Source organism: Clostridium sp. L2-50 (assembly GCF_000154245.1).
In the GTDB taxonomy this organism is placed as follows: Bacteria; Bacillota; Clostridia; order Lachnospirales; family Lachnospiraceae; genus Coprococcus.
The window spans coordinates 145,126-157,658 of sequence record NZ_DS480312.1 but is presented as its reverse complement, the minus strand read 5'-3'; the positions used below and the strand labels follow the sequence as shown (position 1 = coordinate 157,658).

Sequence of the window (12,533 nt, the reverse complement as noted above, 5' to 3'; positions counted from 1 at the left end):
GTGAATAAGAATATTCAAAAATATATATAGTCTTATCAATGTCCGGTTTATTTGCTTCTTTAATTTACATACGAAAGAAAATGGAGGATTTATGGAATTATTTTAAAAATTTTTATTCTTCGGTCACGGAATAGGTGGCAGCTTCATCTGATAAGGATTCCGCATCTACACCGAGATCTTTTTCCGCATTTACAAACCATGCCGGAGTATCGGAAGATACATTCATGTTGTTGAAGATATAAGTACCATCTGCATCAAACAGATATTCGGCATAGCCATAATCATCGGCAGTTCCGCCTATGACGATCACATGTGTGATATGATCGGCATCCGTGTAATCATATCGGAAGTAGGTATCTGTACTGCATTTGTCTGTGATATCGGTCTGCTGTCCGTTCAGGGTGAAATACAGTCTTCCGGCTTTCGCGGTGACATAGGTTTGATCGGTTGATTCGATACGGAAAGACATGGTAGCGTCTTCTGCATCGCATTCGACCTTCGTACCATTTGCAGTAGAGAATACCTTATGCACCCAGGTGCTTCCGGTTGCTGCCAGACAGATGCCATTTGACAGACAGAAGATGGCTGCCAGTCCGGCAACTGCGTAGGAAAGTCTGCGTGTGATCGTGTGGATCCGCAGCTTCTTTGAGCGTTCCGGGGTGATGTTGATGACTGCATCTGAGTGGATCATGTCAAATGTTTTCTTATAGCGTTCTTTATTCTGATTGTTCATAGTCCCAAGCCTCCTTTAGGGTGTCGCGAAGCACGGTACGTCCGCGGTTTAACCGGACCTTTACGTTGCTTTCGCTGATCTTTAGAATGTCTGCAATTTCCTTAATGGAATAGTCTTCATAATAAAACAGATGGATCACTGTCCGGTATTTTTCCGGCAGCTTCATGACTGTTTCAAATAATTCCTGGCTTTCAGTATCAGAAAAATTCAGTTGTTCCATATAATCTTCCAATGATGTCCGGTTCCTGTGCCAGAAGGTGCGAAGCATATTTTTTGACTGATTGATCGTAACCCGGATCAGCCATGCCCGGATATGCATTTCATCGTTAAAATCCACGGCACCTGAATGATAGCGTAGAAATGTTTCCTGAACAACATCTTCGGCATCCTCCCGGTTCTGACAAATGGAAAATGCAATGCGGAACAGATTGTCCTGATACATTTGTATAACAGTTTGTGTTGGTAATCGCATAGTCACATCCTCTTTTCTTGTGTTAAAAGGCCTTTCAATAATAACACAATTCATCCGGTTTAAAGGTTACAAAAATACAAAATTATACTTGCATAAAATTTGTATTGTTTTATCATTTGATAGTGTAGGTATGAAATGACAGAAAGAGAGAAAAGATAAAATGGTAAAATGTTTGTTAGTTGGCGTTGGAGGCGGCATAGGTGCAATTCTTCGATATTTGATTGGTTTAATACCGGTGGGAGCACAAAACAACTTTCCGATAAAAACATTATTGATTAATGTAATAGGAGCATTTGTTATTGGCTTAATTTCTGTGTTGGCAGAAAAGTATCAGGTATCACCACTTCTGGTTTTGACATTAAAGACGGGAGTGTGCGGTGGATTTACGACGTTTTCTACATTTGCACTGGAAACAGATCAATTAATACAGAGCGGGAATTACGGATTTACGATACTTTATATAGGATTAAGTGTGATATTAAGTGTTGCTGCGGTATTTGCTGCACAAATACTTATGAAGTAACGATGAAACGATGAAGATTTATGGGAATAGAGGGCTGACGATATGGATAAGAGAGAGCAATATATAGATAAACAGATTATAGAGCAAATAATGGAACTGCGAAAGCAGCTCCACCGGATCCCGGAGCATTCCATGCAGGAAGTAAAGACAAAACAGTTGCTGATGGATTTCTTAAAATCGCATACAGCATTAGAGATCGTAGATTGTGGGGCATGGTTTTATGCGGTGAAAAGAGCATATGATCGGGTAACCACAGAAAATGATAAAACATTCCATGTGAGTGAAGTGGCTGTGGAAATACCAGAGCAAATGACGGAATATAAGCCACCGATTGCATTCCGGGCAGATATGGATGCGGTATGTGGCAAAGATGGAAAGCCGGGACATTTCTGTGGACATGATGGACACAGCAGTGTGCTATGTGGACTTGGCTTGTATCTGGACAGCAGAAAAGATCCGTTGGCACAGGATGTATATCTGATCTTCCAGCCGGCAGAGGAGATTGGAAAGGGTGCAGAGCTTTGCAGAAGCCTGATCAAAGAAAAGCATATCGGAGAAATCTATGGCTTTCATAATATACCGGGGAAGCCGCTTGGAACGGTACTTGTGAAGGATGGAACATTTGCATGTGCTTCAACGGGCTTAGAGATCCACATGACAGGAACGCCGAGCCATGCAGCATATCCGGAAGCTGGCAGAAATCCTGGATATGCACTTGCCGGACTTCTGCTTCAGATTGAAGAACTGACAAAGCAGTTTAATGAGACGAAGGGATTTGTCCGCATGACTTTGATTGGGATGAAACTTGGAAGTGAGAACTACGGTGTAGCGGCATCGGACGGGTATCTGAGACTTACCGTTCGAAGCGGAGGTGAACAGGTATTTCGTGAGTATCTGGCAGAGATCCGTAAGCTGGCAGAGGTTATGGCACAGAAGGAAGCTCTGGAACTTTCGATAAAGGAGATTGAACGGTTTCCATCTACGGATAATCATGCGGAACAGGTGCAGAAGATCCGGGCGTGTGCGGCTTCTCACCAGATTCCATATATAGAGCTGCCTGAGCCGATGCGCTGGTCGGAGGACTTTGGCTGGTACTTGCAGGAGACAAAGGGCGCATTTTTCGGCATTGGTGATGGAGAGGATTATGTCCAGCTTCACACGGAACATTTTGAATTTCCCGATTCCATACTTGAAACCGCAGTTACTATGTTTGCCGGGTTGTGTGTTGACATAAAAGAGGGGGAATGTTAATATAATATCAAAAGATGCTACCGATAGACGGTTAGCCTTGATAATGTTTTGGTCACAAAAAGGACCGCTCACAGTTTACCGGGCTGGGCGGTTTTTTTGTGCCTATTTATTGCTCTTAGAACCAACGGTATAACCAAGAGCAAAGCAAGTAATGCATAAGCTGATAATGGCTATAAAAAGCTCCGTTGTAAGCATAAGCACCGACCTCCTCAACAGATTTCCATAAATGGATTTCTATGTAAACACAGGCTATAACTCCTGTGGAGAAGACTGACCGCCTACCGAATAGGGTAGCACCGTGATTATTATATCAAACAAATGTTCTGCATGCAACTTTAAATAATTATAAATGCTCACTTGTCAGATAACATAAAGCTGGTATATAATGAAAAAAGAGCAGAGAGGTTCGACGATGTGCGAATTCTCTGTTTTTTTACTTTATAGGAAAGTACGCCCTATTCATAAGTCTATTGTTGATGATTGAGGGATGGGAAATAAGTCTTTAATAATAATTTAAGCCCAATGTGGCTAAAAGGAGAACATAATGAACAGACCAATGAGAAGACAAAAACGTGAAGTTACAGATCCGGTGAAGATCGAGCAGATCATAAAGAAAGCAGGCGTGGTTCATCTTGGGATGGTGGATGAGGGAAAGGCATACATCGTTCCATTGCATTATGGATATATTTATAAGGATGGAGGACTTACGTTATATATGCATGGCGCAACGGAAGGACGCAAATATGACGTGATCGCAGCTAATCCAAATGTATTTATCGAGATTGATACAGATATGGTACTGACCGGTGGTGGTGAAGTTCCATGTGAATATGGTGCATATTATGCTTGCGTGATGGGTGAAGGAACTGCCAGTATTCTGACCGATGTTGATGAGAAGGTTATGGGACTGGAGCTTCTTATGAAGAACCAGACAGGGAGAGATTTTATCATTACAGAGTCAATGACAAAATCAGTAAATGTGATCAAAGTTGTTATTCCCGAATTATCGGTAAAAATGAATCAAAAAAAATGAAAAGAACATTAAGAAAAAGTAATAGTTTACCACATATAAATTGTGCTATCATGGGTAAGAATAAATAGCCGGTTTGAGAAAAAAGCAAGGAATTGGAAAATAGTTGGCAGTAGTTGAATGATGTAAGAGACAGAGATTAGGGAATTCAGGAGAATCCAAAATGGAAGCGAATCGTATCGAAGAAAAAATATATAAATATGGTGCGGATATCCTGGCATCAGAGGGTATGCAGAAAGAAAAAACATTTGTGCAACATGGTTCAATAACCTGTTACGATCATTCCCTGCGGGTGGCGGAGAAAAGTCTGGAGCTTGCAGAGAAATGTTCCGCATATATTGATGAACGGTCGCTGGTGCGTGGAGCACTGCTTCATGATTATTTCTTGTATGACTGGCATGAGAAGGATGGCGGACATCGGCTGCATGGTTTTTTTCATGCAGAACGAGCCTTGCATAATGCCAGACGGGATTTCAATTTGAACTTCATTGAGCGGGATATCATCCGAAAGCATATGTTCCCACTCAACATAACACCTCCAAAGTTCCGGGAGAGCTGGATCGTAACATGGGCGGATAAGTTGTGTGCCGCCGAAGAAACCACCAGAGCCCTTCGCCTTGCCTTTACAAAAACTGCCCGTGGCTGATCATAATACAGCATGCTATATATAGCTATAAAATAACATTGCGCTCGATAAAAAAAGAACAATATCATACACATTTTTATAAGCTGTTTGCAGCCCGATAAATGTATGATGTTGTCTTTTTTTTATTACGTTTTTTGATAGAAATTATTGATTTATGTAAGTACATCCTATAAAATAAAAAAGGTTTTGTAAAAAACGAAGATTTATCACAATAAAAATAGAATCGAATATAACGATATAGGGAAGCGTGAGACAGGCGGTTTTATCTGATTTCTATATGTAGACAGAGCGTATTTCATCTATATTTTTCTGTAACAGACCTCTTTTTACGCCGGTCCTTAGCGATCTGCGATTAGCAGAGAGCTTAGTACCGTTGCGTAAAAATAGAACGCAAGTGTTTTGTGGAAGAAAGAATATAGAGGGAATTCGCTCGTCCGTATTGGAAATAAAACCGCCGTCCGTAGGCGTTATATCGGTTCAGGAGTTTTAGAAAAGCGAGGAAAAGGCAATGGGCGGATTTTTTGGCGTAGCATCAAAGCAGGATTGTGTATTTGATTTGTTCTTTGGTATCGACTACCATTCACATCTGGGAACAAGACGAGGCGGAATGGCAGTATATGGAGAAGACGGATTTAATCGTGCGATCCACAATATTGAGAATGCACCATTTCGTACAAAATTTGACAAAGATGTTCAGGAAATGAGTGGTCATATGGGAATCGGATGTATCTCTGATTACGAACCGCAGCCATTGATCGTACGTTCTCATCATGGCACTTATGCACTTACAACAGTCAGTAAGATTAATAACACAGGTGAACTTACAAAGAAGCTGTTCGAGAATGGACATTCCCACTTCTTAGAAATGAGCGGCGGCGATATCAATGCAACGGAGCTGATCGCAGCACTGATCAATCAGAAGGAAAATCTGATCGAAGGAATTCAGTTTGCGCTTGATTCTATCGATGGTTCTGTATCCATTCTGTTGATGAATCAGGCGGGAATCTATGCAGCCCGTGACAAATACGGCAGAACTCCGGTTGTCATCGGTAAGAAAGAAGATGCCTATTGTATAACCTTTGAGAATTTTGCATATAAAAATCTTGGATATAAGGACTATAAGGAACTTGGACCGGGAGAGATCGCTGTCGTGACAGACAAGAACTGTATCACGTTGGTCAATCCGAATAAAGAAATGAAGATCTGTACCTTCCTCTGGGTATATTATGGTTATCCATCCAGTTCCTATGAGGGCACAAGTGTAGAGCAGATGCGGTATAATTGTGGTAAGGCGATGGCGAAGCGTGATAATGTAAAGCCGGATATCGTAGCCGGGGTACCGGATTCCGGTATTGCTCATGCAATCGGCTACGCAAATGAATCAGGAATCCCATTTTCCAGACCATTTATCAAATATACACCGACCTGGCCACGTTCCTTCATGCCAACGATCCAGAGTAAGAGAAATCTGATCGCAAAGATGAAGCTGTTAGCAGTGGATGAGCTGATCCGTGATAAGAGCCTTCTGCTGATCGATGATTCGATCGTACGTGGAACCCAGCTTCGTGAAACAACTGAATTCTTATATGAGAGTGGTGCGAAGGAAGTACATATCCGTCCGGCCTGCCCTCCGTTATTATACGGATGTAAATATCTGAATTTCTCCCGTTCATCATCAGAAATGGATCTGATCACCCGTCGTGTGATCGATCGTCTGGAGAATGGAAATGTAACCGATGAGGTATTACAGGAGTATGCAGATCCGGAATCTGAGAAATACGAAACAATGGTTGAGGAGATCCGTAAGGAACTGAACTTTACATCATTGCGTTTCAATCGCTTGGACGATATGCTGGAATCCGTTGGAATCGATAAGTGCAAGCTGTGTACTTATTGTTGGGATGGTAAAGAATAGGGAAAAATCATTCAGAAAAAGTCAAAAAAATTTAAAATCGCTCTTGACAACAAAAAAACAGAGTGCTAAATTAGCAGTTAACAAAGAGCAAATGCAACGAACAGAATACGATCATTAAAAAAGGAGTATTTCAGAGAGCCGTCGGGTGGTGTGAGACGGTGTATGTTTTAGTGATTATCCTCTGCGAGCAGTGCACTGAATTCCAGATATGGACATTAGGTGTCACCGGTTTTCTACCGTTACAAAGAAACTTATTTCTACAGTGTGAGCTTATGAGATGAGGTTGAGTGGTCATTTTTTTGAATGGCAAATAAAGTGGTAACGCGGAAGTTTAATGGCTTTCGTCTTTATGAAATTACATGAAGACGAAAGCTTTTTTTAATTTATAGGAAAGGTCGTCCTATAAAAGATATGTTTTTGTATAAACTCTTTGTGAACATACTATAATCAAGTATCTGCCACATGGCGGAAGGAAGGAGAATGATATGAATAGTTTGGTAATTATTCTTATCGCAGTAGTAGTTTTAGGAGCTGGCTATCTGGGTTACGGAAGATGGCTTGCTAAGAAATGGGGCATAGATGCAAATGCAAAGACCCCGGCCGTTGCAAATGAAGATGGAAAGGATTATGTACCATCATCAAAGCTTACAGTATTTGCACATCAGTTTTCATCCATCGCAGGTGCGGGACCTGTACAGGGACCAATCATTGCGGCAATGTTTGGATGGGTACCGGTTTTACTCTGGCTGCTTGTCGGAGGCGTATTCTTCGGTGCAGTGCAGGATTTCGGTTCTCTGTATGCATCCGTTAAAAATGAGGGTAAGTCCATCGGACTTGTTATTGAGAAGTACATAGGCAAGGCAGGAAGAAGATTCTTCTCGCTGTTCTGCTGGCTCTTTACACTTCTTGTTATTGCAGCCTTTACATCTATGGTTTCATCAACATTTAACGGATTTACAACAGGTGCTGACGGAGCAGTAACAAAGAACTTTAACGGCGCAGCAGCCGCTACAGTATCTATGTTATTCATTGTTGTCGCTATGGTGCTCGGTGTTGTTATGAAGACCTGCAAGAATATGAAGGAGTGGGTGAAAGCAATCGTAGCTATCGCCCTCATCGTTGCAATGTTTGCAGTAGGTATGAAGCTTCCTTGGTACTTAAACGGTGACCAGTGGAACTACGTTATCATGGCATATCTGTTCCTTGCATCCGTACTTCCTATGTGGTTACTTATGCAGCCAAGAGATTACATGACAACATTCATGCTTGTTGGTATGTTGGTTGGAGCATTTGTCGGTGTTCTGGTTGGACATCCGAATATGGGACTGAACGCTTTCAATGGTTTCACAATTGTATCGTCAACAGGTGCTAAGAGTTATCTGTTCCCAACACTGTTTGTAACGATCGCCTGTGGTGCGGTTTCCGGTTTCCACAGCCTTGTTTCATCAGGAACATCATCGAAGACGATCAGAAATGAAAAAGATATGTTATTTGTAGGTTATGGCGCAATGATCCTTGAGACACTCCTCGGTGTTATCTCATTGATCGTAGTTGGTGCAGTAGCAGTTGGAGGAAAAGCACCGGAAGGACTTACACCATTCCAGATCTTCTCACAGGGTATCGCAGGTTTCCTTGAGAAGTTCGGACTTCCAAATTCAGTAGCGAATGTATTCATGACCATGTGTGTATCAGCACTTGCTCTTACATCACTTGATTCAGTCGCACGTATCGGACGCATGTCATTCCAGGAGCTGTTCATGGGAGATACTACAGATCCATCCCAGATGCCTGTATGGCAGAAGATTCTTACAAATAAGTATTTAGCTACAGTTATAACATTGTTCTTTGGTTACCTTCTCTGCAAGGGTGGATATTCAAATGTATGGCCACTCTTCGGATCAGCAAACCAGATGCTTGCAGCACTTGTACTGATCGGTGTAGCAGTATTCCTCAAGGCAACAAGCAGAAAGCATGCAATGCTTTATCCACCAATGCTTATAATGCTTGCTGTAACATTTACAGCTATCGTTCTCAACGTAATCGGAAATATCCAGAAGTTCCAGGCCGGAACCGGTACATTCCTTGTTGAAGGACTTCAGCTCATTGTTGCAGTATTCCTTATCGTACTTGGTATCATTGTAGCAATTACATGTATCAGAAAACTTGTTCTTATGAAGAATGAGAAGACTGCTGAAAAGGAAGCATAAAATAATATTCAAATAAAAAAACAATAAACGTAAAATAAATAATAATTCTAAATCGTAAAAAATAATATTCATTAAAAACTGTGGCGTGGAAGATATACAGATATCCTCCCACCACAGTTTTTGCGTTATAGAGAGGTATATAATACAAACAATATAATCAGGAAATTCTTTATATGATATTGGATAATTATTTTTTAAAAGTAAGAGCTGTCCTTAAAATACTATGGAATTGACAATCTTTATCAAAACGCGTATGTTTAATTAAATGTTAGTTTATAACTGGATAAAATCAGTTCAAGATAAAAGCAAATAAATCGTCTATTTAAGCAGATAGAGTTTATAATAAAACATGGCACGGGAATTAGCGGTTACCAGTGTGTTTAGCTGAATTATAGCGAGCATTTCGTAAATGAGGAACACACTAGCAGCGAATGCGGTGTGCTGTTTGAGCCCGAAGGGCGAGTTGCACAAAGAGCATGAGCGGATAAGCGGGTGTGACGAATAGAAAGCGGAGCGTATTTGCTAAATGCACTGGTAACCGCTAAATTCCCGTGCCATGTTTTATCACAAGAGTAGTGGTTAAATAGACGATTTAGCGAAAAAAACAGGAGGTATGAAGATGAAGCTGGTAGTATGTTTTCCGGGAATCGGCTATCACTGCGACAAGCCACTGTTATATTATGGCAGGCGTGTAGCAGAATCCATAGGATATAAAGAATATAAGAACGTAGAATATGTGAATCGGATCGGAAATGTCAAAGGTGATCCGGTAAAAATGCAGGCAGCATTTGAAGACCTGTACGGACAGACAGAGGAAATATTAAAAGATATAGATTTTTCCGGGTATGACAGCATTTTATTCTTATCAAAAAGTGTAGGAACGATCATTGCGACTACTTATGCAGAAAGACATAAGATACCATGCAGGCATGTGCTGTATACTCCGCTTGAGGCGACATTTGACAATTGTTCAGATAATCTGTCGGGGAGAGCGATAGCATTTACGGGAACGGCAGATCCGTGGGTGGAGAGCACCGCTGCAATTACAGATCGGTGTCAAAAAGCAGGGATTCCGGTTCATGTGATAGAGGAAGCAAATCATTCCTTAGAGACAGCCAATGTATGGAAGAATCTGAAGAATCTGGAAGACATCATGAAGCTGACGGCAGAATTTATTAAATAATGTGTATTGTTTATTGTGATATATGCCACTGCCGCCTGTATAGCCTGCAGAATCATAGCGAGCATTTCGTAATGAGGAACACGCTGGCAGCGAATGCGGGTGCCTGTCTGAGCCCGAAGGGCGAGTTGCACAGGAGCATGAGCGGATAGGCACGTGTGACGAGTAGAAAGCGTAGCGTATTCTGCAGGCTATACAGGCGGCAGTGGCATATATCACAATAAACATTTCATCTATAGACTGACAAAAAATATCTTGACTTTGAGCGAACTCTAAGTGTTATAGTAAGGAAAAATCAAATGAAGGATGGTGGCGCAGATGACGATCAAGGAAGTAAGTGAGAAATTTGGTATCTCACAGGATACCCTTCGGTATTATGAGCGCGTAGGACTGATTCCACCGGTTACAAGAACTCCGAGTGGAAACAGAGATTATCAGGAATCGGATCTTGGCTGGGTAGAAAATGCAGTTTGTATGCGGAATGCCGGCGTTCCGATCGAGGCATTGATTGAATATGTGAAACTGTATCAGATGGGAGATACGACGTTTGAAGCAAGACGGCAGCTATTGCAGGAGCAGTATGATGCATTGCGGGAGCAGAAAGAACAGATCGAGGCGACCATGAAGCGGCTTGCCTATAAGGTATCGCGCTATGAGAAAGCGGTACAGACCGGCGTATTGTCATGGGATAAGGAGGATTGTTAGAAATTATGTATATTGAACAGATTAACGGACCTGAAGATGTAAAAAAATTGAATATAGAAGAAATGACAGCGATGGCAGCAGAGATGCGACAGGCATTACTGGTTCGTGCAAGTAAGCATGGCGGACATTTTGGACCGAATTTTGGTATGGTAGAAGCAACGATCGCGATGCATTATGTATTTGAGTCGCCAAAGGACAAGATCGTATATGATGTATCCCACCAGAGCTATCCGCATAAGATGCTGACAGGCAGAAAGGATGCTTATCTCTACGAAGAACATTACGATGATGTATCCGGATATACAAATCCAAAAGAAAGTGAGCATGATTTCTTTGAGATCGGACATACATCTACATCTGTCAGTCTTGCCTGTGGCCTTGCGAAAGCCAGAGATCTGAAAAAGGAAGACAGCAACGTGATCGCTGTGATCGGTGATGGTTCATTAAGCGGTGGCGAGGCATTGGAAGGTCTTGACTATGCGGCTGAGCTTGGTGGCAATCTGATCATTGTTGTAAATGATAATGATATGTCGATCGCTGAGAATCATGGTGGTTTATATCAGAATCTGAAACTGCTTCGTGAGACAAATGGGCAGGCAGAATGTAATCTGTTCCGTGCAATGGGACTTGATTATGTATATGTAGATAAAGGAAATGATATTGCTGCATTGATCGCAGCATTTGAATCTGTAAAAGACAGTAAGAAACCGGTTGTCGTGCATATTAAAACTTTAAAAGGAAAAGGCTATGCACCGGCAGAACAGAATAAGGAACAGTGGCATTGGTGTATGCCATTTGACCTTGAAACAGGAAAGTCTTTGATGGAATTTGACGGAGAAGATTATTCCGACGTAACCAGAGATTATCTCTTAAAGAAAATGAAGGAAGATCTATCTGTAGTTACGATCACATCGGCAACACCTACCGTTATGGGATTTACAGAGGATAAGAGAAAAGAAGCGGGCAGTCAGTTTATTGATGTAGGTATCGCAGAGGAGACAGCGGTTGCACTGGCATCCGGTATTGCGGCAAATGGCGGCAAGCCTGTATATGGTGTATACAGTTCATTTATCCAGCGGACATATGATCAGTTGACACAGGATCTGTGTATCAATAACAACCCTGCAACGATCGTTGTATTTGCGGGATCTGTATATGGAATGAATGATGTGACACATCTTGGATTACAGGATATTCCGATGCTTACAAGTATTCCGGGGCTTGTGTATCTGGCACCGACAACCAAAGAGGAATATCTGGCAATGCTTGACTGGAGCGTGGAGCAGACAGAGCATCCGGTTGCGATCAAGCTTCCGGGAGCTGCGATGGTATCGGACGGAAAGGCTGTAACAAAGGATTTCAGTCAGTTAAATAAATACGAAGTAACTAAAAAGGGAAGCAAGATTGCTGTTATCGGTGCAGGTACTTTCTATCAGCTTGGAACAGATGTGGCAGCACTGATCGAGGAGCAGACAGGAGTTGCGCCAACCATCATTAACCCACTGTATGTTTCCGGTATGGATGAAGAACTTCTGAATGATCTGAAGAAAGATCATGATATCGTGATCACGTTAGAGGATGGTTATCTGGAAGGCGGCTTCGGTCAGAGAATCGCCGGCTTCTATGGTGATTCTGATATGAAGGTTCTGAATTACGGTTTAAAGAAATTCTTCTATGACCGCTACGATGTAAATGAAGTATTAAAAGAAAATCATCTGACAGCAGAACAGATTACAGAAGATGTGAAACGTATTTTATAGATGTTTAAATAGTAAAATGTTCATACTATGTAGAGTATTATTATAAAACAGATAGTCTTGTTTCTATCAGTCAACAGTCTCTATTGATATAACATCAGTGCAATTTCGTTA

The 12,533-nt window shown here is 41.6% G+C and carries 11 protein-coding genes and 1 other annotated feature; of the genes, 9 read left to right on the top strand and 2 right to left on the bottom strand.

All coding sequences use genetic code 11. The features are described from left to right. Positions 1–112: 112 nt before the first annotated feature. Together CLOL250_RS13195 and CLOL250_RS00860 are read right to left on the bottom strand one after the other, a co-directional pair. A complete protein-coding gene (locus CLOL250_RS13195) occupies positions 113–733 on the bottom strand; it encodes a hypothetical protein (protein WP_008399983.1) in 621 nt (206 codons plus the stop codon). Continuing rightward, on the bottom strand, positions 717–1,205 hold the full coding sequence (locus CLOL250_RS00860; protein ID WP_021944800.1) for an RNA polymerase sigma factor: 489 nt from the start codon (positions 1,203–1,205) through the stop codon (positions 717–719). The genes CLOL250_RS13195 and CLOL250_RS00860 overlap by 17 nt, the downstream gene beginning before the upstream one ends. Positions 1,206–1,365: 160 nt before the next feature. Here CLOL250_RS00860 and crcB point away from each other — a divergent pair, with 160 nt between their 5' ends. The 9 genes from crcB to CLOL250_RS00815 all read left to right on the top strand — a co-directional run bounded on the left by crcB (position 1,366) and on the right by CLOL250_RS00815 (position 12,422). After that, complete coding sequence (gene crcB, locus CLOL250_RS00855; protein ID WP_008399981.1) at positions 1,366–1,728, top strand: fluoride efflux transporter CrcB; 363 nt, start codon at positions 1,366–1,368, stop codon at positions 1,726–1,728. Positions 1,729–1,770: 42 nt separating this feature from the next. Next, positions 1,771–2,979 carry a M20 metallopeptidase family protein gene (locus CLOL250_RS00850; protein ID WP_008399980.1) on the top strand — a complete coding sequence of 403 codons (1,209 nt, stop codon included), beginning with the start codon at positions 1,771–1,773 and terminating at the stop codon, positions 2,977–2,979. A gap of 544 nt (positions 2,980–3,523) precedes the next feature. Beyond that, positions 3,524–4,012: a pyridoxamine 5'-phosphate oxidase family protein gene (locus tag CLOL250_RS00845; RefSeq protein WP_274922216.1), complete on the top strand. Its 489-nt coding sequence runs from the start codon at positions 3,524–3,526 to the stop codon at positions 4,010–4,012. Positions 4,013–4,172: 160 nt separating this feature from the next. Beyond that, positions 4,173–4,655 carry an HD domain-containing protein gene (locus CLOL250_RS00840; RefSeq protein WP_008399977.1) on the top strand — a complete coding sequence of 161 codons (483 nt, stop codon included), beginning with the start codon at positions 4,173–4,175 and terminating at the stop codon, positions 4,653–4,655. Positions 4,656–5,163: 508 nt separating this feature from the next. Beyond that, positions 5,164–6,570 (top strand): amidophosphoribosyltransferase, encoded by a 1,407-nt coding sequence (locus tag CLOL250_RS00835; protein WP_008399976.1) that lies wholly within the window; start codon positions 5,164–5,166, stop codon positions 6,568–6,570. An 87-nt stretch (positions 6,571–6,657) separates the two neighbouring features. After that, positions 6,658–6,922, top strand: a binding site (T-box leader). Between the two features lie 133 nt (positions 6,923–7,055). Beyond that, positions 7,056–8,777, top strand: a complete 1,722-nt coding sequence (locus CLOL250_RS00830) for a carbon starvation CstA family protein (RefSeq protein ID WP_008399974.1) — start codon at positions 7,056–7,058, stop codon at positions 8,775–8,777. 619 nt (positions 8,778–9,396) lie between these two features. After that, the gene (locus tag CLOL250_RS00825) at positions 9,397–9,960 is read left to right on the top strand and encodes a hypothetical protein (RefSeq protein WP_049941071.1); all 564 of its coding nucleotides are present in this window, start codon (positions 9,397–9,399) and stop codon (positions 9,958–9,960) included. 315 nt (positions 9,961–10,275) lie between these two features. Beyond that, entirely contained in the window at positions 10,276–10,662 is a 387-nt protein-coding gene (locus CLOL250_RS00820; RefSeq protein WP_044944722.1) for a MerR family transcriptional regulator, read from the top strand. A 5-nt stretch (positions 10,663–10,667) separates the two neighbouring features. Then, positions 10,668–12,422 (top strand): 1-deoxy-D-xylulose-5-phosphate synthase, encoded by a 1,755-nt coding sequence (locus CLOL250_RS00815; protein WP_008399968.1) that lies wholly within the window; start codon positions 10,668–10,670, stop codon positions 12,420–12,422. Positions 12,423–12,533: the final 111 nt, after the last annotated feature.